Below are 25,049 nucleotides of genomic sequence, written 5' to 3'. Positions count from 1 at the left end.
CAGACCTCAGAAATGGATGACGGAGCGGATGCTTTTTCCTTCATGCATCAGGTCAAACGCCTTGTTGATATCTTCCAGGCCCATGGTGTGGGTGATGAAGGTATCCAGCGGAATCTCACCGGACTCGGCCATTTCCACATAGCTTGGCAATTCGGTACGGCCGCGCACGCCACCAAACGCCGAACCGCGCCAGACACGACCGGTGACCAGCTGGAACGGACGGGTCGAGATTTCCTGCCCGGCACCGGCAACGCCGATGATGACCGATTCGCCCCAGCCCTTGTGGCAGCACTCCAGCGCCGCGCGCATCAGTTGTACGTTGCCGATGCACTCGAAGGAAAAATCGACGCCACCATCGGTCATGTCGACGATGACTTCCTGGATCGGGCGATCGAAGTCCTTCGGGTTCACGCAGTCGGTTGCACCCAGTTGCTTGGCGATTTCGAATTTCGCCGGGTTGATGTCGATCGCGATGATGCGGGCAGCCTTGGCTTTGACAGCGCCAATGACAGCCGACAGACCGATGCCGCCGAGGCCGAAAATGGCTACGGTGTCACCCGGTTTCACCTTCGCGGTGTTGAGTACCGCACCGATGCCGGTGGTGACACCGCAGCCCAGCAGGCAGACTTTTTCCAGCGGTGCTTCTTTAGGAATCTTGGCGACGGAGATTTCTGGCAGCACGGTGTACTCGGAAAAAGTCGAGGTGCCCATGTAATGAAAAATCGTTTCGCCCTTGTAGGAAAAACGCGAAGTGCCATCCGGCATCAGGCCTTTACCCTGGGTCGCACGAATCGCCTGGCAGAGGTTGGTTTTGCCCGACAGACAGAATTTGCACTTGCCGCATTCCGGGGTGTACAGCGGGATCACATGATCGCCGACCGCAAGGGAAGTTACGCCCTCGCCAATCGCTTCCACGATCGCCCCGCCTTCATGGCCGAGAATCGACGGGAAGATGCCTTCCGGATCGGCACCGGACAAGGTGTAGGCATCGGTATGGCAAACACCGGAAGCCACCACGCGCAGCAAGACTTCGCCGGCCTTGGGCATGGCGACATCGACTTCAACGATTTCGAGGGGTTTCTTGGCCTCGAAGGCAACGGCGGCGCGCGACTTGATCATGATGACTCTCCAGTGAAAAAAACGAGACAGGGAGTGTATTACAGCGCCCTACAGTGAATAATCCGGACAAAAGCAAAACATTATTGCTGCACAGGGATAATCATCCATGTCCGAAAACCGCTGGGAAGGAATCGACGAATTTGTCGCCGTGGCTGAATGCAGCCAGTTTACCGCTGCCGCGGAACGCCTCGGGGTTTCTTCTTCCCATATCAGTCGACAAATCGTACGCCTCGAAGAGCGCCTGCAAACCCGTCTGCTCTACCGCAGTACCCGCCGGGTCACGCTGACCGAAGCCGGGCAAACCTTCCTGCAGCACTGCCAGCGTTTGCAGGACGGCCGCGAAGAGGCCTTGCGGGCGGTGGGCGACCTGACCAGCGAACCCAAGGGCATGCTGCGCATGACCTGCGCCGTAGCCTACGGAGAACGCTTCATCGTGCCGCTGGTAACGCGTTTCATGGGGCTGTATCCGCAACTGCGCATCGACATCGAACTGACCAATCGCCAGCTTGACCTGGTGCACGAAGGCCTCGACCTGGCGATTCGCCTCGGGCGTTTGCAGGATTCACGGTTGGTCGCCACCCGCCTCGCGCCGCGACGCATGTTTCTCTGTGCATCGCCGTCCTACCTTGAGCGCTACGGTCGGCCGCACAGCCTGTCGGAACTCAGTCGCCACAACTGCCTCATCGGCAGCTCGGACTTATGGCAACTGGAGCAGAACGGGCGGGAGTTTTCGCAAAGGGTGCAGGGAAACTGGCGTTGCAACAGTGGGCAAGCCGTACTGGATGCCGCGCTACAGGGCGTAGGACTGTGTCAGTTGCCGGACTATTACGTGCTGGAACATTTGAATAGCGGCGCATTGATTTCGTTGCTGGAAGCACATCAACCACCGAACACTGCCGTTTGGGCGTTGTATCCGCAGCAGCGGCATCTGTCGCCGAAGGTGCGCAAGCTGGTGGATTTTTTGAAGGAGGGATTGGCTGAAAGGCAGGAGTACAGGATTTAAGATCAAAAGATCGCAGCCTGCGGCAGCTCCTACAGGATTTCGGGTGATCCGCAAATGGATGTCGTGCCCGATTTCTGCAGGAGCTGCCGCAGGCTGCGATCTTTTAGCAACGATTGGCCCAACGCTGCCTCAACCATTCAAGGTCTTCAGGACGCGTGACCTTGAGGTTATCGGACCGCCCTTCGATCAGGCGTGGTGCCGAACCGGCCCACTCCATCGCCGAAGCTTCGTCAGTGATAACGGCATCGGCCACCAAACTGTCAGCCAGTGCGCGATGTAACGCCCCAAGGCGAAACATCTGTGGCGTGTAGGCCTGCCAGATCACGCTGCGATCCACGGTTTCGACCACACGACCGTGCTTGTCGACTCGCTTGAGCGTATCCCGAGCCGGAACCGCCAGCAGTCCGCCGACAGGATCGTCTGCCAGCTCAGCCAGCAGCTTGTCCAGATCGTCACGACTGAGGTTCGGCCGTGCGGCATCGTGAACCAGTACCCAATCCTCATCGTCGGCACCTTGCGCATGCAGGTGCAGCAACGCATTGAGCACCGACCCGGAACGTTCGGAGCCGCCCTCGACCCGGGCAATACGCGGATCACTGGCACACGCCAGGTTCGGCCAATAAGGATCGTCAACAGCAAGACTGACCACCAGACCTTTCAGGCCTGGATGACCAAGAAAACAGCCGAGGCTGTGTTCGAGAATAGTGCGCCCGCCCAGTTGCAAGTATTGCTTGGGACGGTCTGCAGCCATACGGGCACCGACGCCCGCGGCAGGAATCACGGCCCAGAAGGCCGGTAAGGTCTGGTTCATTGCGCGAGCTGGTAAAGGGTTTCACCGTCCTTGACCATGCCCAACTCATGGCGAGCCCGTTCTTCAACGGTCTCCATGCCCTTTTTCAACTCACTGACTTCGGCGTCCATCACCCGATTGCGTTCCAGCAATGCCTGGTTCTCAGCTTGCTGATCGGCAATCTGCTGAGTCAACTCGGCCACTTGCGCCAGGCTGCCATTACCCACCCACAAGCGGTACTGCAGGCCAGCCAGCAGCAGGAGCAAGACGAGGAACAACCAATTGGGACTGCGCATCGAATATCAGGTATCCAGTGAAAAAAGACAGCCATGCCAAAACGTGAAGCTTCTGATAGCACGAAGCCTGGAAGAACCAGGCTTGTGCATATAAGGCATCAGATTAGTGGCAAAAACGTCGCTGTAGCGATTTTTCCGACACAATCCGCTGACTTTTTACAATTTAACAATCAGCCGCGGAACTCGCTGCGACCGTTGTACTTGGCTTTGCCGTTCAACTGCTCTTCGATACGCAGCAGTTGGTTGTACTTGGAAACGCGATCGGAGCGGCACAGGGAGCCGGTCTTGATCTGGCCAGCCGAGGTGCCCACGGCCAGGTCGGCAATGGTCGAATCTTCGGTTTCGCCGGAGCGGTGCGAGATCACGGCAGTGTAACCGGCAGCCTTGGCCATCTGGATGGCTTCCAGGGTTTCGGTCAGGGTGCCGATCTGGTTGAACTTGATCAGGATCGAGTTGGCGATCTTCTTGTCGATGCCTTCTTTCAGGATCTTGGTGTTGGTGACGAACAGGTCGTCGCCTACCAGCTGGGTCTTCTCGCCGATCTTGTCGGTGAGGATCTTCCAGCCAGCCCAGTCGGACTCGTCCAGGCCATCTTCGATGGAGATGATCGGGTAACGCTCGGTCAGGCCTTTGAGGTAATCAGCGAAACCTTCGGCGGTGAACACCTGGCCTTCGCCGGACAGGTTGTACTTGCCGTCTTCGTAGAATTCGCTGGCTGCGCAGTCCAGAGCCAGGGTCACGTCGGTGCCCAGTTTGTAGCCAGCGTTGGCTACGGCTTCGGAGATCACTTTCAAAGCGTCTTCGTTGGAAGCCAGGTTAGGCGCGAAACCACCTTCGTCACCCACGGCAGTGCTCAGGCCACGGGCCTTCAGCACAGCTTTGAGGTGATGGAAAATCTCGGTGCCCATGCGCAGACCTTCCGAGAAAGACTTGGCGCCAACCGGCTGAACCATGAATTCCTGGATGTCGACGTTGTTATCGGCGTGCTCGCCGCCGTTGATGATGTTCATCATCGGAACCGGCATCGAGTAAACACCCGGGGTGCCGTTCAGGTTGGCGATGTGAGCGTACAGCGGCAGGTCCTGGTCCTGTGCTGCTGCCTTGGCCGCGGCCAGGGAAACGGCGAGGATCGCGTTGGCGCCCAGGGAACCTTTGTTTTCAGTACCGTCGAGCTTGATCATGGCCAGATCGAGCGCTTTCTGGTCGCTTGGGTCCATGCCTTTCAACAAGTCGCGGATCGGACCGTTGATGTTGGCTACTGCCTTCAGAACGCCCTTGCCCAGGTAACGGCTCTTGTCGCCATCACGCAGCTCGAGCGCTTCACGCGAGCCAGTGGAAGCACCGGACGGCGCGCAGGCACTGCCGATGATGCCGTTGTCGAGAAGCACGTCCGCTTCCACGGTGGGATTGCCACGGGAGTCGAGAACTTCACGACCTTTGATGTCGACGATTTTAGCCATTGTTGTAAACACTCCAAAGTTGACGAAAACGACGCAGCTGTAGGAAATCTTTGATCGTCGGCAAGTGAGGTGCAGCGGGCAGTCTTGCAGACGACAAGGCTCAGGCCCGAGGGCCTGAGCGTTAAATCGTGCGGTACTTTACCGGAGAATTGAGGATTACGCGGTTTCTACCGTCGGAAAACTCTTCACCAGTTCGTCCAAAACCTTGAGCTGGGCCAGGAATGGCTCCAGTTTGTCCAGGCGCAAGGCGCAAGGACCGTCGCATTTGGCGTTGTCCGGATCCGGGTGAGCTTCGAGGAACAAGCCAGCCAGGGACTGGCTCATGCCGGCTTTTGCCAGATCGAGGACCTGGGCGCGACGACCGCCGGCGGAATCGGAGCGACCACCAGGCATTTGCAGCGCGTGGGTCACGTCGAAGAACACCGGGTATTCGAACTGCTTCATGATGCCGAAGCCGAGCATGTCGACGACCAGGTTGTTGTAGCCGAAGCTCGAACCACGCTCGCAGAGGATCAACTGATCGTTACCCGCTTCCACGCACTTGTTCAGGATGTGCTTCATTTCCTGAGGGGCGAGGAACTGGGCTTTCTTGATGTTGATCACTGCGCCCGTCTCGGCCATCGCGACCACGAGGTCGGTCTGGCGCGACAGGAAGGCCGGCAACTGGATGATGTCGCAGACTTCAGCGACGACCGCGGCCTGATCAGGTTCGTGGACGTCGGTGATGATCGGCACGCCAAAGGCTTGCTTGATGTCCTGGAAGATGCGCATGCCTTCTTCCAGGCCAGGACCACGATAGGAGGTCACAGAAGACCGGTTGGCCTTGTCGAAACTGGCCTTGAACACGTAAGGGATACCGAGCTTTTCGGTGACCTTCACATACTCTTCGCAAACCTGCATGGCCATGTCACGGCTTTCCAGCACGTTCATGCCGCCGAACAGCACCATGGGTTTGTCGTTGGCAATCTCGATGTCGCCGACGCGGATGATCTTCTGTGCCATCGGGGTTACGCCTTCTTCTGGTGTTGAGTCAACGCTGCCTTGACGAAACCACTGAACAGCGGGTGACCGTCGCGTGGCGTCGAGGTGAACTCTGGGTGGAACTGGCAAGCGACGAACCATGGGTGATCCGGTGCTTCAACCACTTCAACCAGCGCGCCATCACCGGAGCGACCGGAGATTTTCAAACCAGCCTCCATGATTTGCGGCAGCAGGTTGTTGTTCACTTCGTAGCGATGACGATGACGCTCGACAATCACGTCCTTGCCGTAGCAACCGTGGACCAGGGAGCCCGGCTCCAGCAGGCAATCCTGCGCGCCCAGGCGCATGGTGCCGCCCAGATCGGAGGTTTCGGTACGGGTTTCGACAGCGCCGGTGGCATCTTCCCACTCGGTGATCAGGCCCACGACCGGGTGACCGCTGGCACGATCGAACTCGGTGGAGTTGGCGTCTTTCCAGCCCATCACGTTACGGGCGAACTCGATAACGGCCACTTGCATGCCCAGGCAGATACCCAGGTATGGAACCTTGTTTTCGCGAGCGTATTGAACGGCAGTGATCTTGCCTTCAACGCCACGCAGACCGAAGCCGCCAGGTACCAGGATGGCATCGACACCTTCCAGCAACGCAGTGCCCTGGTTCTCGATGTCTTCGGAATCGATGTAGCGCAGGTTGACCTTGGTACGGTTGCTGATGCCGGCATGACTCATCGCTTCGATCAGCGACTTGTAGGCGTCCAGCAGTTCCATGTACTTGCCGACCATGGCGATGGTGACTTCGTGCTCAGGGTTGAGCTTGGCGTCGACCACGGCTTCCCACTCGGACAGATCGGCACCGCCGCATTGCAGGCCGAAACGCTCGACGACGAAATCGTCCAGGCCCTGGGAGTGCAGGATGCCCGGGATCTTGTAGATGGTGTCAGCGTCTTCCAGGCCGATCACCGCACGCTCTTCAACGTTGGTGAACTGCGCGATCTTGCGACGCGAGGAAATATCGATCGGATGGTCGGAGCGGCAGACCAGCACGTCGGGTTGCAGGCCGATGGAACGCAGTTCCTTCACCGAGTGCTGGGTTGGCTTGGTCTTGGTTTCGCCGGCAGTGGCGATGTACGGCACCAGTGTCAGGTGCATCAGCATCGCGCGCTTGGCGCCGACTTCGAAACGCAACTGGCGGATGGCTTCGAGGAACGGTTGCGACTCGATGTCACCCACGGTGCCGCCGATCTCGACCATTGCCACGTCAGCGTCGCCCGCACCCTTGATGATGCGGCGCTTGATTTCGTCGGTGATGTGCGGGATCACCTGGATGGTTGCACCCAGGTAGTCACCACGGCGCTCTTTGCGCAGGACGTGTTCGTAGACACGGCCGGTGGTGAAGTTGTTGTTCTGGGTCATGGTCGTGCGGATGAACCGCTCGTAGTGGCCCAGGTCCAGGTCGGTCTCGGCGCCGTCGTGAGTGACGAACACTTCACCGTGCTGGAACGGGCTCATGGTGCCCGGGTCGACGTTGATGTACGGGTCCAGCTTCAGCATGGTGACCTTAAGTCCCCGCGCCTCCAGGATGGCCGCCAATGATGCCGATGCAATGCCTTTCCCCAATGAAGAAACAACACCGCCCGTGACGAATATGTAGCGCGTCATGAAAAACCCTAGAAGTCTGCGTTAAAGCGGTCCGAGCCGCCGGGGAAAGCGAAGGAAGGCCGAAGCCCCCGATCACCTGCATTAATCACAGTGCACCTTTCAAAAAAACCGCCGCGTTGGGACAGACCGGAAAATGAAACACCGGTTCGTTGCTCGCTACACATTTTTTGGAATCGCCCAGCAAAGACTGCCTGGTAATCGGCAACTCCTGCAATTCAGGCGAATCCACAGAAGTTGTATCAAGAAGGGAGCGTAGTCTACCGGAAAGCCCCTTTCATCTCAAACCCAGATCCTCGCCTGGTGGCTGCCAATGTAAATTCCAGCCTCCGCTCACACTACCGTCGAGTCCTTTCAGGTTCGCCACTGCCAGCAATTGGTCGTCTTTGTAGAGCAGCGGCAATCTGCCGCGTACGAAGGACGGTACACCGTTTTCATTGAGCAAACGTTTCAGGTCCCGATGGCCGCGACCAGGCAAAGCCATGACCTCTCCCCCTTCACGATAGCGGATCTGTAACGGGCCATCGGGTATTTGCCCGGTGAGCGAAAGCACGCCGTTGTCCGGGATAGCCAGCGGTGACGCCGGATCCTGCCACACTCCGGCGACGGGCAGTGGACGCAACCAGCAACCGGACAGCCACCATATCCGCCCGCCCGTTCGACGCAGTTCGCCATCGGCCAGTCGCCACACCGGACTGGCATCGCCGGTCGCGTCACGCAAATCTTCCCAACCCGACCAATGGTCGGTGTCTGGCAGACGGGTCAACGGTTCGAGCCAATGACTCAAGGCATTGCGCTGCCGGGCAACAGACAATTGCGCAAGCGGCGCCAGTTCAAGGGATCGCAATCCCAGCCATTCGAACTCACTGGCAGCGCTGGCCTCACGCAAATCCATGTCGGCCAGCTCTTCGAGCAACCCCTGCGCTTCAGTCAAATGCGCCGCGCTGCGGGCCATGGTCGCCACCGCCTGCGGCCAGCGCTGGATCAGCACGGGGAAGACTTGATGCCTAAGGTAATTGCGCGAGTACTGCCGATCCTGGTTCGAGGGATCTTCAATCCAGCTCAAGCCATGCGCACTGGCATAAGCCTCCAGTTCAGCCCGCGTGACATCAAGCAATGGCCGCAGCAAATGCCCCTTGCCCAACGGGCGCTGACGCGGCATACCGGACAATCCGCGCACGCCCGCTCCGCGCAACAAGCGAAACAGCAGGGTTTCCGCCTGATCGTCGCGGTGCTGGGCTGTCAGCAGCACCTCGTTAGCCTGAACGGTTTCAGTGAAGGCGCGATACCGCGCATCCCGGGCTGCACGCTCAAGGCTGGCACCCGGTTGCACCTGCACGCGAACCACTTGCAGCGGCACGCCCAGCGCAGCGCACACAGCACGACAATGTTCCGGCCACGCATCGGCCACGGCTTGAAGGCCGTGATGAACGTGGATGGCGCTGAGCGCAGGGAGGGACTCGGTTTTTGCGAGGTGTGCAAGAAGGTGCAGCAGGACGGTGGAGTCCAGACCGCCGGAGAAGGCGATGTGCCAGGTTAAAGCGTTGCGCCAAGGCTTCAGATTCAGCAAGAGCCTGGCATGCCAATCAATATCGGAAGGATTCATCAGGATCGATCGCTTCACATAAACCCCCTGTAGGAGCTGCCGCAGGCTGCGATCTTTTGATCTTGTTTTTTAAAATCAAAGTCAAAAGATCGCAGCCTGCGGCAGCTCCTACAAGGGTACCGCGAGCTCAGTTAGAGACCGTAGCTCATCAGTCGATCATAACGGCGCTTCAACAGCGCGTCGTTATCGAACTTCTTCAGCATCTTCAGTTGCGAACTCAGCTCGGCGCGGATCGATGCGGCAGCAGCGGCCGGGTCACGGTGCGCGCCACCCAATGGCTCGCCAATAACCTTGTCCACGATACCCAGGCCTTTGAGGCGCTCGGCGGTGATGCCCATCGCTTCTGCGGCATCCGGTGCTTTCTCGGCGGTTTTCCACAGAATCGAAGCGCAACCTTCCGGTGAGATCACCGCGTAGGTCGAGTACTGCAGCATGTTCAACTGGTCGCAGACACCGATCGCCAGTGCACCACCGGAACCACCCTCACCGATCACGGTGGCGATGATTGGGGTTTTCAGACGAGCCATGACACGCAGGTTCCAGGCGATCGCTTCGCTCTGGTTACGCTCTTCGGCGTCGATGCCAGGGTAGGCGCCCGGGGTGTCGATGAAGGTCAGGATCGGCATTTTGAAACGCTCGGCCATTTCCATCAGGCGGCAAGCTTTGCGGTAGCCTTCCGGACGTGGCATGCCGAAGTTGCGGCGAACTTTCTCGCGTACTTCACGGCCCTTCTGGTGACCGATGATCATCACCGGCTGGTCGTCCAGACGGGCAATACCGCCAACGATGGCAGCGTCGTCGGAGAAGTGACGGTCACCGTGCAACTCATCGAACTCGGTGAAGATGTGTTCGATGTAGTCCAGGGTATACGGACGTTTCGGGTGACGCGCCAGACGTGCGATCTGCCAGCTGGTCAGCTTGCCGAAAATGTCTTCGGTCAGCGTTTTGCTCTTGTCCTGCAGGCGGGAGATCTCATCGCCGATATTCAGCGAATTGTCATTACCGACCAAGCGCAACTCTTCGATCTTGGCTTGCAGGTCGGCGATCGGCTGTTCGAAATCTAGAAAATTCGGGTTCATAGGCGTCCGTCTTGGGTCGAGTCCCAAGGGATCTTGGGCCGGCCGGTTGTCTATTCGCGCCCTACCTTAAGGGAGAGGCGCGTTGAGGTCGAGATTAAAAATTCAGGTTGCGGGCAGGCGCTCTGATATCACCTGCCGGTCAACGGTATTGGAGGAAGACGTTGTCTCGCCCGAACTGGTCACGCAGGGCTTGAATCAACGCATCCGCCGGATCGATCCGCCAGCCTTCGCCGAACTGCAACAAGGCCTTCGCATCAGGGCTGGTGTAATCCATGGTGATCGGACAAGCACCGCGGTGACGCTTCAACAGTTCACCCAGCCAGCGTAGCTGATCGCCCTTGAGGTCCTTGGCGTGCAACTTCAGGCGCAGGCTTTCGGCCAGGTTGGTGCGCGCATCTTCCATGCTCATCACCCGCTTGACCCGCAACTTCAGGCCACCGGAGAAGTCGTCATTGCTGACCTCGCCTTCGACCACCACCATCGCGTCGGTCTGCAACAGCGACTGCGCGGAGTGGAATGCTTCGGAAAACAGCGAGGCCTCGATCCGTCCTGAGCGGTCGTCGAGGGTGATAAACCCCATCTTGTCGCCCTTTTTGTTCTTCATCACCCGCAAGGCGATGATCATCCCGGCGACCGTCTGGGTATCGCGCGCCGGCTTCAGGTCGATGATGCGCTGACGGGCAAAGCGACGGATTTCACCTTCGTACTCGTCGATCGGGTGACCGGTCAGGTACAGGCCGAGGGTATCTTTCTCCCCTTTCAGGCGTTCCTTGAGGGTCAATTCCTTGGCCTTGCGGTGATTGGCGTAGACGTCGGCGTCTTCTTCGACAAACAGACCGCCGAACAGGTCGGAGTGACCGCTGTCCTGGGTGCGTGCAGTTTGTTCGGCCGCCTTGATCGCTTCTTCCATGGCCGTCAGCAGCACTGCGCGATTGCGGTCGATGTTGGCCTGGTAGGCTTTCTGTTCATCGTGGAAATACGGCCCGAGGCGATCCAGCGCGCCGCTGCGGATCAAGCCGTCGAGGGTGCGCTTGTTGATACGCTTGAGGTCGACCCGGGCGCAGAAATCGAACAGGTCCTTGAACGGACCGGCCAGACGCGCTTCGGTGATCGCCTCGACCGGGCCCTCACCCACGCCCTTGATGGCACCCAGGCCGTAAATGATCCGGCCTTCCTCGTTCACCGTGAACTTGAATTCGGACGTGTTCACGTCCGGTGCGTCGAGACGCAGCTTCATGGTCCGCACTTCTTCGATCAAGGTCACGACCTTGTCGGTGTTGTGCATATCCGCCGAAAGTACCGCGGCCATGAACGGCGCCGGGTAATGCGCTTTCAGCCATGCGGTCTGGTACGACACCAGGCCATAAGCGGCGGAGTGGGACTTGTTGAAGCCGTAACCGGCGAATTTTTCCACCAGGTCGAAGATGTTACCGGCGAGGTCCGCATCGATATTATTGGTGGCGCAACCTTCAATGAAGCCGCCGCGCTGCTTGGCCATTTCCTCGGGTTTTTTCTTACCCATGGCGCGACGTAGCATGTCCGCGCCACCGAGGGTGTAACCGGCCATGACCTGAGCAATCTGCATCACCTGTTCCTGATACAGGATGATGCCGTAAGTCGGTGCCAGTACAGGCTTGAGGCCTTCGTACTGGTAGTCCGAGTGCGGGTACGCCAGCTCGGCGCGACCGTGCTTACGGTTGATGAAGTCGTCCACCATGCCCGATTGCAGCGGGCCCGGACGGAACAGCGCCACCAGTGCGATCAAGTCTTCCAGGCAGTCGGGCTTGAGCTTTTTGATCAGCTCCTTCATGCCCCGGGATTCAAGCTGGAACACTGCCGTGGTTTCGGCTTTTTGCAGCAGCGTATAGGTCGGTTTGTCGTCCAGCGGGATGAACGCAATATCCAGTGGCGGTTCGTTGACCTTGGCGCGGTCGCGGTTGATGGTTTTCAGCGCCCAGTCGATGATCGTCAGGGTTCGCAGGCCGAGGAAGTCGAACTTCACCAGGCCGGCAGCTTCAACGTCATCCTTGTCGAACTGGGTAACCAGACCGTCACCGGCCTCGTCGCAATAGATCGGCGAGAAGTCGGTCAGTTTGGTTGGCGCGATCACCACACCACCGGCGTGCTTGCCGACGTTACGCACAACGCCTTCGAGCTTGCGGGCCATCTCCCAGATTTCCGCAGCCTCTTCATCGACCTTGATGAAATCGCGCAGGATCTCTTCCTGCTCGTAGGCCTTTTCCAGGGTCATGCCGACTTCGAACGGAATCATCTTCGACAGACGATCCGCCAGTCCATAGGACTTGCCCTGCACCCGCGCCACGTCGCGGACCACAGCCTTGGCGGCCATGGAACCGAAGGTGATGATCTGGCTTACCGCATTGCGGCCGTACTTCTCGGCCACGTAGTCGATCACCCGGTCACGACCGTCCATGCAGAAGTCGACGTCGAAGTCGGGCATGGATACCCGTTCCGGGTTGAGGAAACGTTCGAACAGCAGGTCGTATTCCAGCGGATCGAGGTCGGTGATCTTCTGCACATAGGCCACCAGCGACCCGGCACCCGATCCACGGCCAGGACCTACCGGTACGCCGTTGTTCTTGGCCCACTGGATAAAGTCCATCACGATCAGGAAGTACCCGGGGAACCCCATCTGGATAATGATATCCAGCTCGAAATTCAGCCGGTCGACATAGACCTGACGCTTGGCCTCGTAGTCTTCGGTGGTGTCCTTGGGCAGCAGTACACTAAGGCGCTCCTCCAGGCCGTCGAAGGACACCTTGCGGAAGTACTCGCCGATGGTCATGCCATCGGGGATCGGGAAGTTGGGCAGGAAGTGCGTACCCAGCTTCACTTCGATGTTGCAGCGCTTGGCGATCTCGACGGTATTTTCCAGCGCCTCGGGAATGTCGCTGAACAACTCGGCCATTTCCTCGGCGCTTTTGAGGTACTGCTGATCGCTGTAATTCTTCGAACGCCGTGGATCGTCGAGGGCGCGGCCTTCACCGATGCAAACGCGGGTTTCGTGGGCGGCGAAGTCTTCCTGCTTGATGAAGCGCACGTCATTGGTCGCCACCAGCGGCGCACCGAGCTTCTCGGCCAGGGCCACGGCGCCGTGCAGCTGTTCTTCATCGTTCGGGCGGTTGGTGCGCTGGATTTCCAGGTAGAAACGATCCGGAAACACGTCCATCCATTCACGGGCAAGGGTTTCGGCCTCGGCGGGATTGCCGCTGAGCATGGCCTGGCCGATCTCGCCTTCTTTGGCCGCCGACAGCATGATCAGGCCCGCATTGGCTTCAGCGACCCATTCGCGCTCGATGATGATCGCGCCATTGCGCTGACCATCTATATAGCCGCGGGAAATCAGTTCGGTGAGGTTGCGATAGCCTTCGGCATTCATCACCAGCAGGCTGATCCGGCTCAGCGGGTTGTCCGGATCCTTGTTCGACAGCCACAGGTCGGCGCCGCAGATCGGCTTGATCCCGGCACCCATGGCGTTTTTATAGAATTTGACCAGGGAACACATGTTGTTCTGGTCAGTGACCGCTACGGCAGGCATGTTCATGCCGACCAGGGTCTTGACCAGCGGCTTGATCCGCACCAGACCGTCGACCAGGGAGTATTCAGTGTGCAGGCGTAGGTGAACGAATGAAGCCGGCATAGTGATCCTGTCTGAGAACGTAAAGACAACAAGGCCCGGATTGTACCGGGCCTTGGCAAAAAAAATCAGCCTCGCGACTAACTCTCGATGAGACCTTCCCGCGCCTCATACGCCAGACGCACCGGGGCAAACGAACGCCGGTGAATCGGGGTAGGACCAAGACGGGCGAGCGCTTCCAGATGAACGGGGGTCGGGTAGCCCTTGTGGCCGCCAATACCGTAACCCGGGTAAATCAATTCGAACGCAGCCATTTCCCGGTCGCGACTGACCTTGGCCAGAATCGATGCGGCGGCGATAGCTGGAACCTTGCTATCGCCCTTTACCACGGCTTCGGAGCGCATCGGCAGTTTCGGGCAACGGTTGCCGTCGATCATCGCCAGCTTCGGCTGGATATGCAGCCCGGCGACCGCACGCTGCATGGCCAGCATGGTGGCGTGCAGGATATTGAGTTCGTCGATTTCTTCGACTTCGGCGCGAGCGATACACCAGCTCAGGGCTTTTTCGCAGATTTCGTCGTAGAGCTTTTCGCGGCGGGCTTCGGTGAGTTTCTTCGAGTCGTTCAGGCCGAGGATCGGGCGGTTCGGATCAAGGATCACCGCTGCTGTCACTACCGCACCACAGAGCGGGCCGCGACCGACTTCATCGACACCGGCAACCAACTCTTCGACTTGCGCGACCAAGGTGAAATCCAGCCCCATCTGCATGCTTGTTTTACTCATTTAACTTGGCCGATCAGGTTCAGAACTGCGTCCGCAGCCTGGTTGGAGGCATCCAGACGCAGGGTCCGGTGAATCTCATCAAAGCCACGGGTCTGCTCTTCACCGCCTTCGATCAGCGGTGACAAGGTCTGGGCCAGCGCTTCGACCGTGGCATCGTCCTGCAGCAACTCGGGTACCAACAGACGCTGGGCCAGCAAGTTCGGCAATGAAATGTAGGGGCTTTTCACCATGCGCTTGAGAATCCAGAACGTCAGCGGTGCCAGACGGTAGGCAACCACCATCGGCCGCTTGTACAGCAATGCTTCAAGCGTTGCGGTTCCGGAGGCAATCAGCACGGCGTCGCAGGCTGCCAGGGCCAGATGAGAGTTGCCATCGAGCAAGGTCAGCGGCAGATCACGACCGGCCAACAACTCCTCCAGCTGAGCCCGGCGCTGCGCACTGGCGCAAGGCATGACAAACCGCACGCCCGGGCGCAGCGCACGCAAGCGCTGGGCCGTATCGAGGAACAACGCGCCGAGTCGGCCAACTTCACCACCGCGGCTGCCGGGCATCAACGCCACCAGCGGCCCGTCAGGCAAACCAAGTTCGGCCCGCGCCGCGGTGCGATCGGCTTCAAGTGGAATGGCGTCGGCCAGGGTATGACCGACGAACCGCACCGGTACGCCCTTCTCTTCGTAGAATCTGGCTTCGAACGGGAACAGCGTGAGCATCAGGTCGCAACCTTCGCGAATCTTCAGCACCCGCTTCTGCCGCCAGGCCCAGACCGACGGGCTGACGTAATGCACGGTCTTGATCCCGGCTTGACGCAGCTTGAGTTCGATATTGAGGTTGAAGTCTGGCGCGTCGATACCGATGAACACATCGGGTTTCGCGTCGATCAGGTCGGCGACCAGCTTCTTGCGCTTTGCCAGCAACTCGCGTAATCGGCCTAGCACTTCCACCAGGCCCATGACGGACAGACGTTCCATCGGGAAATACGAGGTCAGGCCTTCAGCCTGCATCAACGGACCACCGACACCAATGAATTCGACCGCCGGGTGACGAGCCTTGAGTGCGCGCATGAGGCCCGCGCCCAGAATGTCGCCGGAAGCCTCGCCCGCTACCAGCGCAATACGCAGATTGGCCATGATTAGCGGGTGATGCCGCGGGTCGAAGACTGGATGGAGTCGCGGAACACCGCTACTTCCGGGAACTGCGCAGAAGGCTCGGTGAGTTCGACGAGCGCCTGCTCCACGGTCAGGCCCTGGCGGTAAACCACCTTATAGGCGCGACGCAGGGCGTGAATCGCATCTTCGCTGAAACCGCGACGGCGCATGCCCTCGAAGTTCATGCTGCGGGCTTCGGCAGGGTTACCGAACACCGTGACATACGCAGGAACATCCTTGCCGATTGCAGTACCCATGCCTGAAAAGCTGTGGGCGCCAATGTGGCAATACTGGTGAACCAGGGTAAAACCGGAAAGGATCGCCCAGTCTTCCACATGCACATGGCCCGCCAGTGCGGTGTTGTTCACCAGGATGCAGTGGTTGCCGATAACGCTGTCGTGGCCGATGTGGGCATAGGCCATGATCAGGTTGTGATCGCCCAGGGTCGTTTCCGAACGGTCCTGGATGGTGCCACGGTGAATCGTCACGCCTTCGCGGATGATGTTGTGATCACCAATCACCAGGCGGGTTTCCTCGCCCTTGTACTTCAGGTCAGGCGTGTCTTCGCCCACCGAGGAGAACTGGTAGATGCGATTGTGCTTACCGATTCGCGTCGGACCCTTGAGGATCACGTGCGGCCCGATGACTGTCCCCTCGCCGATTTCCACACCTGCGCCGACGATCGACCACGGGCCGACCTCGACGCCGTCAGCCAGAACGGCTGTCGGATCGATGATTGCACGAGGGTCAATCAAACTCATAGCTTGCGTTCCGCACAGATGATTTCAGCGGAGCAGACAGGCTTGCCATCGACCGAAGCCTGGCATTCGAACTTCCAGATTTGACGCTTGCAGCTGATGAACTTGGCTTCAAGGATCAGCTGATCGCCTGGCAGAACCGGCTGGCGGAAGCGCAGCTTGTCGGAACCGACGAAGTAATAAAGAGTGCCGTCGGCCGGTTTCACGTCGAGCATTTTGAAACCAAGGATCCCGGCAGCCTGAGCCATTGCTTCGATGATCAATACGCCAGGCATGATTGGATGCGCAGGGAAGTGACCATTGAAGAACGGTTCGTTGATGCTGACATTCTTGTAGGCGCGAATGCGCTTGCCTTCAACATCCAGCTCCACTACCCGATCCACCAGCAGGAACGGGTAACGGTGAGGCAGGTATTCGCGAATCTCGTTGATGTCCATCATTTCGGGGGGAAGCCTATGTAAAGATTGGGAGCGCGCGACTGACGCACGCTCCTCTAGCAAATCAAGGAGGCAGTCTAGCGGCTGTGCACACTTGATATGGAAATGGTATCAGCCATCTGATGAAGCATTACCGTCAGGGGTCACTTCCCCTACTTGCTTTTCCAGCTGGCGCAGACGCCGCGCGATGTCATCGAGCTGACGAATGCGTGCCGCGCTTTTGCGCCACTCGGCTGCCGGCTGCATGGCCGTACCGGAAGAATAGGCACCCGGCTCGGTAATCGAGTGGGTCACCATGGTCATCCCGGTAATGAAAACGTTGTCACAAATGTCGATGTGCCCTACCAGCCCTACACCACCGGCGAGCATGCAGTGCTTGCCGATCCTGGTGCTGCCGGAGATCCCGACGCACGCCGCCATGGCGGTGTGATCACCGACCTGAACGTTGTGGGCAATCTGAATCTGGTTGTCGAGCTTCACACCGTTGCCGATGATGGTATCGGCCAGCGCACCGCGATCTATAGCTGTATTCACGCCGATTTCAACGTCATCGCCGATCAACACGCCACCGATCTGGGCGATTTTCTGCCAGATACCTTTTTCATTGGCAAAACCAAAGCCTTCGCCTCCGAGCACCGCTCCGGACTGAATGACGACCCGTTTGCCGACGCGAACGTCGTGATACAGGGTCACACGCGGCGCGAGCCAGCCCCCCTCACCCACCACGCTGCGAGCACCGATGAAGCAATGCGCGCCGACAGTCGTACCGGCTGCAACCTGCGCACCGCTTTCGATCACCACAAAAGCACCGATACTCGCCGCAGGATCGACGACCGCATCCGCAGCGATCACTGCTGTGGGATGTATGCCGGCAGCGGCCTTGGGCTTGGGATCGAACAGGTGGGAAACACGTGCGTAGGCCGCATACGGATCCGGCACCACCAGCACATCCCCGCAATGACCTTCGGCGTCAGCGGCTTTCAGCAACAAGGCTGCAGCCTGGCTGCCTGCCAGGTACTTACGGTATTGGGGGTTTGCGAGAAAGCTCAACTGAGCTGGGCCAGCCTCCTGCAAGGTGGCTAGCCCAGTAATTGCTTTCTCGGGATCGCCACGTAGCGTGGCGCCGAGGAACTCGGCCAACTGGCCGAGCTTAATGGTCACGGTCATGGATTACTTCAGCTGATTCATGCGCTCGATAACCTGGCGCGTGATGTCGTACTGAGGCTTGACATCAATCACTGCGCCACGCTCGAAGACCAGGTCAAAAGCACCTTTCTTGATGACTTCTTCCACAGCGCTGTCCAGTTTCGGCTTGAGCTGCTTCAGCATTTCACGGTCGGCAACGGCCTTGGCTTCATTCAGTTCCTTGGACTGGAACTGGAAGTCACGGGCCTTTTGCTTGAATTCAAGCTCCAGACGCTCGCGTTCGCCCTGCTGCATTTTGTCGCCACCGGACATCAGGCGGTCCTGAATGCCCTTGGCGCTGGTTTCCAGAGTCTTGAGCTTGGTCAGCTGAGGACCGAATTTTTTCTCGGCATCCACGGCGTATTTCTTGGCCGCGTCGGACTCCAGCAGAGCCATCTGATAGTTCAGAACAGCAATTTTCATGTCGGCAAATGCCGGACCAGCGACCAGTACGCTGGCCAGGAGAACCAATTGAGTCAACTTACGCACGATGCACTCCTACAAAATTCATTGTCGTTATCTTGGGTCAGACGCTTAGAACGTCTGGCCGAGGGAAAATTGGAACACTTGAGTCTCAGCGTTATCCGGTTTCTTGACTGGCATGGCCAATGCGAAACTCAGAGGACCCAGTGCGGTGACCCAGGTCACACCTACACCGACAGAACTGGCCATATTGCTCAAGCTGACGTCGTTGCACTGCGTGTTGGACTTCGACGCAGGGTTGGTATTGGTCGTCTGCTCGCACTTGGAGTCGAATACATTACCCACATCCCAGAATACCGAAGTACGCAGGGATCGCTGATCCTTGACGAAAGGCATAGGGAACAGTACTTCAACACCGCCCTGGATCAGGACGTTACCACCAAACGGCAGTGGATCATCGTCCGGATCAGCCGCCGTTCCGGCATTACCCGTTACACCTACGCCACGACTCGGCGTACTACGAGGACCCAGAGTGCTGTCCTTGAAGCCACGAACCGAATTGAAACCACCAGCATAGTAGTTTTCATAGAATGGCAAGCCATCGGTCGAGCCGTAACCGTCGCCATAACCCAATTCGGTGTGCAGGCGCATGGTGTAGTTTTCGCTCAGTGGCTGGAACAACTGGCCACGGTAATCGAGTTTGAAGAACGACAGGTCGCTACCCGGTATGGTGGCTTCCGCCGTCAAGCTTTGAGAATGACCACGGGTCGCCAATACGCCCTTGTTCAGGGTGGATTCGGACCAGCCGGCCGAAGCCTTGAAGTTCAGGTACTGATCACCTTCACGGTTAACGAAGTCGAAAATCTCGTCGACGGTGAATTGACCGGTCTTGATCTTGTCCTGTTGCGCATTCAGGCCGAAGGTCAGACGCGAAGTCTCGCTGATTGGATAACCGACACTCACACCGGCACCCAGGCTGTCTACGGCGTAGCTGGCGACATCGGTATCGAGCTCATCGTAGTCAGTCGTGCGGTAGAACGCGTTGTAACCCAGGCTCACGCCGTCGGCGGTCCAGTAGGGGTCTACAAAGCCGAAGTTATAGCGAGTCTGGTATTGGCTTTTGGTCAAACCGATGCTGACCTTGTTACCCGTACCCAGGAAGTTGTTCTGGGTGATCGAGCCACCAAGGATCAGACCGGCACTCTGGGCGAAACCGACGCTGGCGGTAATCGAACCGGAGGCTTGCTCTTCAACGCTGTAGTTGACGTCCACCTGGTCATCGACACCCGGCACGGCCGGAGTCTCAACGTTGACTTCCTTGAAGAAGCCCAGACGCTCCAGACGGGTCTTGGACTGGTCGATCAGGTAGGTCGAAGCCCAGCCGCCTTCCATCTGGCGCATTTCACGACGCAGCACTTCGTCTTCAGACTTGGTGTTGCCACGGAAGTTGATGCGGTTCACGTAGGCACGCTTGCCCGGATCGACCGCGAACAGGATGTCTACGGTGTGATCTTCATCGTGCGGTTGAGGCACGCCGTTGACGTTGGCGAAGGTATAACCCTCGTTACCCAGACGGCGGGTGATCAGTTCGGAGGTGGTGGTCATCAGCTTGCGCGAGAACACCTGGCCTTTTTGCACCAGCAGCAGGGACTTGACCTGGTCTTCAGGGACTTTCAGGTCGCCGCTGAGCTTGACGTCACGAACGGTGTATTTCTCGCCTTCGTTGACGTTGACGGTGATATAGACGTGTTTCTTGTCCGGCGTAATGGAGACCTGGGTCGAAGCGATATCCATGTTGATATAGCCACGGTCCAGGTAGTAGGAACGCAGACGCTCTAGGTCACCGGACAGTTTTTCACGGGCGTACTTGTCGTCGTTCTTGAAGAACGACAACCAGTTGGTGGTCTTGAGCTCGAACAGGTCGATCAGGTCTTCATCGGGGAAAACCGTGTTGCCCACCACGTTGATGTGCTGGATAGCGGCAACCGTACCTTCGTTGATGTTGACCTTCAGGCCGACGCGGTTACGCGGTTGCGGCACTACTTCGGTATCGACGGTAGCCGAGTAGCGACCCTGGGCGACGTACTGGCGCTGCAGTTCGTTACGAACACCTTCGAGGGTGGCACGCTGGAATATCTCACCTTCGGCCAGACCGGATTGCTTGAGGCCTTTCATCAGGTCTTCGGTAGAGATCGCCTTGTTACCTTCGATCTCGATACTGGCAACAGACGGGCGCTCGACTACCGTGATGACCAGGACGTTGCCATCGCGGCCCAGCTGGATATCTTGAAAGAAACCGGTTTTGAACAACGCACGAGTGGATTCCACCAGGCGACGATCATCCGCCTGTTCACCGACGTTCAACGGCAAAGCACCAAAGACGCTCCCCGCGGAGACCCGCTGGAGGCCATTGACGCGAATATCAGAGATAGTGAAGGACTCGGCGTGAACTTCGGCGATCATCAATACGGTGAGAACCGCAGTTAGCAGCAGACGTTTCATGAAGTCCTTTCTTATTCCAACTGGCAATAAACAAACTGCCGCAAAATGCGGCAGATTCGCAATTCAGCGAAGCGTTACAATCGACCCAGATCATTGACCAGAGCAAGCAACATCACCCCGATCACCAAACTGATACCGATCTGTACCCCCCAACCTTGCACCCGATCCGACAAGGGACGACCACGCGCCCACTCGATCAGATAAAACAACAAATGCCCCCCATCCAGTACCGGAATGGGCAACAAATTCAGAACGCCCAGGCTAATACTCAGATAAGCAAGGAAATTCAGGAAATCAGCAACACCCGACTGGGCCGAAGCGCCCGCCACTTTAGCAATGGTTATCGGTCCACTCAAGTTTTTTACCGAGAGCTCGCCGAACAACATTTTCTTCAGAGAATCAAGGGTCAGCACGCTCATGGTCCAGGTGCGTCGAGCCCCCTCGCCAATCGCTGCCAATGGCCCGTAACTGACCTCGCGGATCATTTCCGGTGGCCAATCGACCGCCTTCACCCCAGCCCCCAGGTAACCGCTGGGTGACTTGCTCTCGCCGCGAGCGGCCAGCGTCACCGGGACATCGATTTGAGCACCGTCGCGCTCGACCCGCAGCATGATTTTGGTATCAGGATGCATACGGACGGTATCGACGACCTGCTGCCAGTCATCCAGCGTACGACCATCAAGCTCCAGCAACCGGTCACCCGTCTTCAGGCCGGCAGCCTGAGCTGGCCCCTTTGGATCGAGCTCAGCCAGGACAGGCGGCAATGCCGGGCGCCACGGGCGAATCCCCAATGAGTGGATAGGATCGGGTTCGTCAGCCCCTTTGAGCCACTTGTTCAGCGCAAGTTCACGAGGAGAATCAGCCGTGGAGCCCTGTTCGCGAACCATTATCTGCAACGAGCCGCTTTCACCCAGGCGACGAACCAATTGCAGATTCACCTCCGCCCAGCCAGAAGTCGCCTCACCATCAATGGCCACGATTTCCTGGCCGGGGCTCAAACCCGCCTTGGCCGCAATACTTCCGGACTCGACAGCCCCGATGACTGGACGCACCTGCTCGGTGCCGAGCATTGCCAAACCCCAGAAGAACACCAATGCCAGCAGGAAATTGGCTATCGGCCCTGCAGCTACGATGGCAATGCGCTGACGAACGGATTTGCGATTGAAGGTCTGGCCGAGCTGATCGAGGGGCACTTCACCCTCGCGCTCGTCGAGCATTTTGACGTAGCCGCCCAACGGGATCGCGGCGACGACGAACTCGGTGCCTTGTTTGTCGTGCCAGCGCAGCAAAGGCATGCCGAAGCCCACGGAGAAGCGCAGCACTTTGACCCCACAACGACGCGCGACCCAAAAATGGCCGAACTCGTGGAAGGTAACCAGCACACCCAGAGCGACCAGGGTGCCGACAATCATATAGAGCGCACTCATCTACTTTCTCCGCAATCCGATCCGCTGCTGCCTGGGTCAACTATCCGCAGCATTTACCGCCCGTGACGACTCAACCATTGTCCAGCCAGCAATCGCGCCTTCGCGTCTGCCGTGAACACTGCCTCGAGATCACCCACTGCCACTACGGGCTCCAGATTCAATACTTCTTCGATGATACTCGCGATTTCCGGGTAACGAACCCGTTCGTCGAGAAATGCCGCCACCGCTACTTCGTTCGCCGCATTGAGCATTGCCGGCGCGCTGTTACCCGCCTCGGCTGCCTGACGGGCCAGACGCAGGCAAGGGAAACGCTCTTCATCCGGTGCCTGGAAGTCCAGCCGCGCAATGGCAAACAGATCCAGCGGTGCCACACCCGAGTCAATCCGCTCCGGCCAGGCCAGGGCATTGGCGATGGGCGTGCGCATGTCAGGATTACCCAATTGCGCCAGAACAGAACCATCGACGTAGTCGACCAGCGAATGGATCACACTTTGCGGGTGAACCACCACCTCGACCTGGGATGGCCTGGCATCGAACAGCCAGCAGGCTTCGATCAACTCAAGCCCCTTGTTCATCATGCTGGCCGAGTCAACGGAGATTTTTCGCCCCATGGACCAGTTCGGGTGCGCACACGCCTGATCGGGAGAAACATGCGCCAGTTCAGCCATTGGCGTCTGCCGGAACGGACCGCCGGAAGCTGTCAGCAGAATCCGACGTACACCGACCGCCTCAAGGCCACGGGCATAATCCAGCGGCATGCACTGAAAAATCGCGTTGTGCTCGCTATCGATCGGCAACAACACCGAACCGCTCTTGCGCACCGCCTGCATGAACAGCGCGCCGGACATGACCAGTGCTTCTTTATTGGCCAGGAGGATCTTCTTGCCAGCCTCGACCGCCGCCAGTGTCGGGCGCAATCCCGCTGCACCGACGATGGCCGCCATGACCGTATCGACTTCCGGATCGGAAGCCACCTGACACAAACCTTCCTCACCCACCAGAACACGGGTCGAAAGACCTGCCGCGCGCAAATCATCTTGCAAGGTGCGGGCAGCAGCGACCTCGGGCACGACAGCAAATCGCGGCACATGGCGCACGCAAAGCGCCAGCAATTCACTCAAGCGGGTGAAGCCACTCAAGGCAAAGACCTGATAACGGTCAGGATGGCGAGCGATGACGTCGAGCGTACTCAGGCCAATCGAGCCGGTCGCACCCAGAACGGTAATCTGTTGCGAGCGGCTCATGGGGCCGCCATCCACAGCAGCACGGCAAATACCGGTATCGCTGCCGTCAGGCTGTCGATGCGATCCAGCACGCCGCCGTGCCCCGGAAGCAGATTGCTGCTGTCCTTTATCCCGGACTGGCGCTTGAACATGCTCTCAGTGAGGTCGCCCACCACCGAAATGAACACGATCAGCGCGGCACCGATCAGCCCTTTGAGCAGTTCGGCCACCGTCCAGTCGCGCACCAGGGCAACCGTTGCGGTAATCACCAGACTCAGCGCCAGACCACCGTACACGCCTTCCCAGCTTTTGCCCGGACTGACCTGCGGTGCGAGCTTGCGCTTGCCGAAAGCACGACCAGAGAAGTAGGCGCCAACATCGGCCCCCCAGACCAACACCATCACCGCCATGATCAGCCAGTTACCCAGCGGGTATTGTTTGATCTGCACCAGGCCTTGCCAGGCCGGCAGGAGAATCAACAGGCCGATCACCAACCTGGTCGCCGCATTGGACCAATGCTCGCTCGAATGCGGATAGGTCAGCACCAGGTACGTCGCCACCGCCCACCACAACACCGAAGCGCCCAACACCCAAGGCGCGAGGCCGGGCAGGATGTACATGAGGAACAGCATCAATGCGACCACAGCGGCATAGCCGACGCGGAACGCCTGAGCGGCGAAACCCGCCAGGCGCGCCCACTCCCAGGCACCCAGGGTTACGACCAGACCGATGAACAGTGCAAAACCGGAACCCTCAAGCAGGAAAAACCCGCACAAGGCAATCGGCAGCAGGATCAGCGCGGTGATGATTCGTTGTTTAAGCATTAAACCCGGGCTCCAGCCTCGACCTGCTCGCTCGTTTTACCGAAGCGGCGCTGGCGGGAAGCGAAATCGGCCAGCGCATTGCGCATGGCATCGTGTTTGAAGTCCGGCCAGAACAGGTCGGAAAAATACAACTCGGCATAGGCCAGTTGCCAGAGCAGGAAGTTGCTGATGCGGTGCTCGCCACCGGTACGGATACACAGGTCCGGCAACGGCAGGTCGCCCGTGACCAGGCAGGTCTGCAGCAGTCCAGGCGTGATGTCTTCCGGACGCAAGTGCCCGGCCTGAACTTCTCGCGCCAGTCGTTGCGCAGCTTGCGCGATATCCCACTGACCGCCGTAATTGGCGGCGATCTGCAGGATAAAACGATTGGCGCCAACCGTCATGGCCTCGGCTTCACGCATGGCAGCCTGCAGTTCCGGATGAAAACGCGAGCGGTCACCAATGATGCGCAGGCTGATGTTGTTGTCGTTGAGGCGCTTGGCCTCACGACGCAGTGCCCTGAAGAACAGATCCATCAAGGCGCTGACCTCATCGGCCGGACGCTGCCAGTTCTCGCTGGAAAAGGCGAACAGGGTCAACACTTCGACCTTGGCCTCGGCACAAACCTCAATGACCGCACGTACCGCATCCACACCCGCTTTATGCCCGGCGACACCCGGCATAAAGCGCTTCTTCGCCCAGCGATTGTTACCATCCATGATAATCGCGACATGGCGCGGCACCGCGGACGGTGCAGTCTGCTTGGTCTTTTCCATG

General features: G+C 58.7%; 21 protein-coding genes. 1 reads left to right on the top strand and 20 read right to left on the bottom strand.

The window, feature by feature from the left end; all coding sequences use genetic code 11:
• Positions 1–6: 6 nt before the first annotated feature.
• Positions 7–1,119: an S-(hydroxymethyl)glutathione dehydrogenase/class III alcohol dehydrogenase gene (locus KW849_RS15510; protein ID WP_108216673.1), complete on the bottom strand. Its 1,113-nt coding sequence runs from the start codon at positions 1,117–1,119 to the stop codon at positions 7–9.
• 106 nt (positions 1,120–1,225) lie between these two features.
• Between KW849_RS15510 and KW849_RS15505 the strand changes: the two genes are divergently transcribed.
• A complete protein-coding gene (locus tag KW849_RS15505; RefSeq protein ID WP_218430227.1) occupies positions 1,226–2,122 on the top strand; it encodes a LysR substrate-binding domain-containing protein in 897 nt (298 codons plus the stop codon).
• Between the two features lie 103 nt (positions 2,123–2,225).
• Here KW849_RS15505 and ispD read toward each other — a convergent pair whose 3' ends face one another.
• The 19 genes from ispD to uppS form a co-directional block, all read right to left on the bottom strand.
• The gene (gene ispD, locus KW849_RS15500) at positions 2,226–2,933 is read right to left on the bottom strand and encodes a 2-C-methyl-D-erythritol 4-phosphate cytidylyltransferase (protein ID WP_218430225.1); all 708 of its coding nucleotides are present in this window, start codon (positions 2,931–2,933) and stop codon (positions 2,226–2,228) included.
• Positions 2,930–3,208 carry a cell division protein FtsB gene (gene ftsB, locus KW849_RS15495; RefSeq protein ID WP_007996937.1) on the bottom strand — a complete coding sequence of 93 codons (279 nt, stop codon included), beginning with the start codon at positions 3,206–3,208 and terminating at the stop codon, positions 2,930–2,932. The genes ispD and ftsB overlap by 4 nt, the downstream gene beginning before the upstream one ends.
• Positions 3,209–3,378: 170 nt before the next feature.
• Positions 3,379–4,668: a phosphopyruvate hydratase gene (gene eno / locus KW849_RS15490; protein WP_056720952.1), complete on the bottom strand. Its 1,290-nt coding sequence runs from the start codon at positions 4,666–4,668 to the stop codon at positions 3,379–3,381.
• Between the two features lie 156 nt (positions 4,669–4,824).
• Complete coding sequence (kdsA, locus tag KW849_RS15485) at positions 4,825–5,670, bottom strand: 3-deoxy-8-phosphooctulonate synthase (protein WP_218430224.1); 846 nt, start codon at positions 5,668–5,670, stop codon at positions 4,825–4,827.
• A gap of 5 nt (positions 5,671–5,675) precedes the next feature.
• Positions 5,676–7,307, bottom strand: a complete 1,632-nt coding sequence (locus KW849_RS15480) for a CTP synthase (protein WP_095943886.1) — start codon at positions 7,305–7,307, stop codon at positions 5,676–5,678.
• 274 nt (positions 7,308–7,581) lie between these two features.
• Complete coding sequence (gene tilS / locus KW849_RS15475) at positions 7,582–8,910, bottom strand: tRNA lysidine(34) synthetase TilS (RefSeq protein ID WP_218430222.1); 1,329 nt, start codon at positions 8,908–8,910, stop codon at positions 7,582–7,584.
• A 131-nt stretch (positions 8,911–9,041) separates the two neighbouring features.
• Entirely contained in the window at positions 9,042–9,989 is a 948-nt protein-coding gene (locus tag KW849_RS15470) for an acetyl-CoA carboxylase carboxyltransferase subunit alpha (protein ID WP_218430220.1), read from the bottom strand.
• A gap of 139 nt (positions 9,990–10,128) precedes the next feature.
• A complete protein-coding gene (gene dnaE, locus KW849_RS15465) occupies positions 10,129–13,650 on the bottom strand; it encodes a DNA polymerase III subunit alpha (protein WP_218430218.1) in 3,522 nt (1,173 codons plus the stop codon).
• A 77-nt stretch (positions 13,651–13,727) separates the two neighbouring features.
• Positions 13,728–14,354 carry a ribonuclease HII gene (gene rnhB, locus KW849_RS15460; RefSeq protein WP_108216667.1) on the bottom strand — a complete coding sequence of 209 codons (627 nt, stop codon included), beginning with the start codon at positions 14,352–14,354 and terminating at the stop codon, positions 13,728–13,730.
• Positions 14,355–14,365: 11 nt separating this feature from the next.
• Positions 14,366–15,496 (bottom strand): lipid-A-disaccharide synthase, encoded by a 1,131-nt coding sequence (gene lpxB, locus KW849_RS15455; RefSeq protein ID WP_218430216.1) that lies wholly within the window; start codon positions 15,494–15,496, stop codon positions 14,366–14,368.
• A gap of 2 nt (positions 15,497–15,498) precedes the next feature.
• Positions 15,499–16,275 carry an acyl-ACP--UDP-N-acetylglucosamine O-acyltransferase gene (gene lpxA / locus KW849_RS15450; protein ID WP_218430215.1) on the bottom strand — a complete coding sequence of 259 codons (777 nt, stop codon included), beginning with the start codon at positions 16,273–16,275 and terminating at the stop codon, positions 15,499–15,501.
• Complete coding sequence (gene fabZ, locus KW849_RS15445) at positions 16,272–16,712, bottom strand: 3-hydroxyacyl-ACP dehydratase FabZ (protein WP_007978374.1); 441 nt, start codon at positions 16,710–16,712, stop codon at positions 16,272–16,274. Before fabZ ends, lpxA begins: the two co-directional genes overlap by 4 nt.
• 108 nt (positions 16,713–16,820) lie before the next feature.
• Positions 16,821–17,876 carry a UDP-3-O-(3-hydroxymyristoyl)glucosamine N-acyltransferase gene (gene lpxD / locus KW849_RS15440; protein WP_108216664.1) on the bottom strand — a complete coding sequence of 352 codons (1,056 nt, stop codon included), beginning with the start codon at positions 17,874–17,876 and terminating at the stop codon, positions 16,821–16,823.
• A gap of 3 nt (positions 17,877–17,879) precedes the next feature.
• Positions 17,880–18,383, bottom strand: a complete 504-nt coding sequence (locus KW849_RS15435) for an OmpH family outer membrane protein (protein ID WP_108216663.1) — start codon at positions 18,381–18,383, stop codon at positions 17,880–17,882.
• 45 nt (positions 18,384–18,428) lie between these two features.
• The gene (bamA, locus tag KW849_RS15430; protein ID WP_218430213.1) at positions 18,429–20,819 is read right to left on the bottom strand and encodes an outer membrane protein assembly factor BamA; all 2,391 of its coding nucleotides are present in this window, start codon (positions 20,817–20,819) and stop codon (positions 18,429–18,431) included.
• A 74-nt stretch (positions 20,820–20,893) separates the two neighbouring features.
• On the bottom strand, positions 20,894–22,246 hold the full coding sequence (gene rseP, locus KW849_RS15425; protein WP_218430211.1) for a sigma E protease regulator RseP: 1,353 nt from the start codon (positions 22,244–22,246) through the stop codon (positions 20,894–20,896).
• 53 nt (positions 22,247–22,299) lie between these two features.
• Positions 22,300–23,490, bottom strand: a complete 1,191-nt coding sequence (gene ispC, locus KW849_RS15420; RefSeq protein ID WP_218430209.1) for a 1-deoxy-D-xylulose-5-phosphate reductoisomerase — start codon at positions 23,488–23,490, stop codon at positions 22,300–22,302.
• A complete protein-coding gene (locus KW849_RS15415) occupies positions 23,487–24,293 on the bottom strand; it encodes a phosphatidate cytidylyltransferase (protein ID WP_218430208.1) in 807 nt (268 codons plus the stop codon). Before KW849_RS15415 ends, ispC begins: the two co-directional genes overlap by 4 nt.
• Complete coding sequence (gene uppS, locus KW849_RS15410; RefSeq protein ID WP_108216658.1) at positions 24,293–25,048, bottom strand: polyprenyl diphosphate synthase; 756 nt, start codon at positions 25,046–25,048, stop codon at positions 24,293–24,295. The genes KW849_RS15415 and uppS overlap by 1 nt, the downstream gene beginning before the upstream one ends.
• Position 25,049 lies beyond the last annotated feature (1 nt).

This window comes from Pseudomonas sp. PDM26 (assembly GCF_019219185.1).
Taxonomy (GTDB): domain Bacteria; phylum Pseudomonadota; class Gammaproteobacteria; order Pseudomonadales; family Pseudomonadaceae; genus Aquipseudomonas.
Note: the sequence above shows the minus strand (reverse complement) of the source record. Positions and strands in the feature narration are given on the sequence as shown.

What these genes read in the sequence shown, in the direction of transcription:
- lpxA (WP_218430215.1), bottom strand. Translation starts at nt 16,275, where the DNA reads ATGAGTTTGATTGACCCTCGTGCAATCATCGATCCGACAGCCGTTCTG.
- KW849_RS15510 (WP_108216673.1), bottom strand. Translation starts at nt 1,119, where the DNA reads ATGATCAAGTCGCGCGCCGCCGTTGCCTTCGAGGCCAAGAAACCCCTC.
- tilS (WP_218430222.1), bottom strand. Translation starts at nt 8,910, where the DNA reads ATGAATCCTTCCGATATTGATTGGCATGCCAGGCTCTTGCTGAATCTG.
- fabZ (WP_007978374.1), bottom strand. Translation starts at nt 16,712, where the DNA reads ATGATGGACATCAACGAGATTCGCGAATACCTGCCTCACCGTTACCCG.
- lpxB (WP_218430216.1), bottom strand. Translation starts at nt 15,496, where the DNA reads ATGGCCAATCTGCGTATTGCGCTGGTAGCGGGCGAGGCTTCCGGCGAC.
- uppS (WP_108216658.1), bottom strand. Translation starts at nt 25,048, where the DNA reads ATGGAAAAGACCAAGCAGACTGCACCGTCCGCGGTGCCGCGCCATGTC.
- KW849_RS15505 (WP_218430227.1), top strand. Translation starts at nt 1,226, where the DNA reads ATGTCCGAAAACCGCTGGGAAGGAATCGACGAATTTGTCGCCGTGGCT.
- kdsA (WP_218430224.1), bottom strand. Translation starts at nt 5,670, where the DNA reads ATGGCACAGAAGATCATCCGCGTCGGCGACATCGAGATTGCCAACGAC.
- eno (WP_056720952.1), bottom strand. Translation starts at nt 4,668, where the DNA reads ATGGCTAAAATCGTCGACATCAAAGGTCGTGAAGTTCTCGACTCCCGT.
- KW849_RS15470 (WP_218430220.1), bottom strand. Translation starts at nt 9,989, where the DNA reads ATGAACCCGAATTTTCTAGATTTCGAACAGCCGATCGCCGACCTGCAA.
- dnaE (WP_218430218.1), bottom strand. Translation starts at nt 13,650, where the DNA reads ATGCCGGCTTCATTCGTTCACCTACGCCTGCACACTGAATACTCCCTG.
- ispC (WP_218430209.1), bottom strand. Translation starts at nt 23,490, where the DNA reads ATGAGCCGCTCGCAACAGATTACCGTTCTGGGTGCGACCGGCTCGATT.
- rnhB (WP_108216667.1), bottom strand. Translation starts at nt 14,354, where the DNA reads ATGCAGATGGGGCTGGATTTCACCTTGGTCGCGCAAGTCGAAGAGTTG.
- bamA (WP_218430213.1), bottom strand. Translation starts at nt 20,819, where the DNA reads ATGAAACGTCTGCTGCTAACTGCGGTTCTCACCGTATTGATGATCGCC.
- ftsB (WP_007996937.1), bottom strand. Translation starts at nt 3,208, where the DNA reads ATGCGCAGTCCCAATTGGTTGTTCCTCGTCTTGCTCCTGCTGCTGGCT.
- KW849_RS15480 (WP_095943886.1), bottom strand. Translation starts at nt 7,307, where the DNA reads ATGACGCGCTACATATTCGTCACGGGCGGTGTTGTTTCTTCATTGGGG.
- KW849_RS15415 (WP_218430208.1), bottom strand. Translation starts at nt 24,293, where the DNA reads ATGCTTAAACAACGAATCATCACCGCGCTGATCCTGCTGCCGATTGCC.
- ispD (WP_218430225.1), bottom strand. Translation starts at nt 2,933, where the DNA reads ATGAACCAGACCTTACCGGCCTTCTGGGCCGTGATTCCTGCCGCGGGC.
- rseP (WP_218430211.1), bottom strand. Translation starts at nt 22,246, where the DNA reads ATGAGTGCGCTCTATATGATTGTCGGCACCCTGGTCGCTCTGGGTGTG.
- lpxD (WP_108216664.1), bottom strand. Translation starts at nt 17,876, where the DNA reads ATGACCGTGACCATTAAGCTCGGCCAGTTGGCCGAGTTCCTCGGCGCC.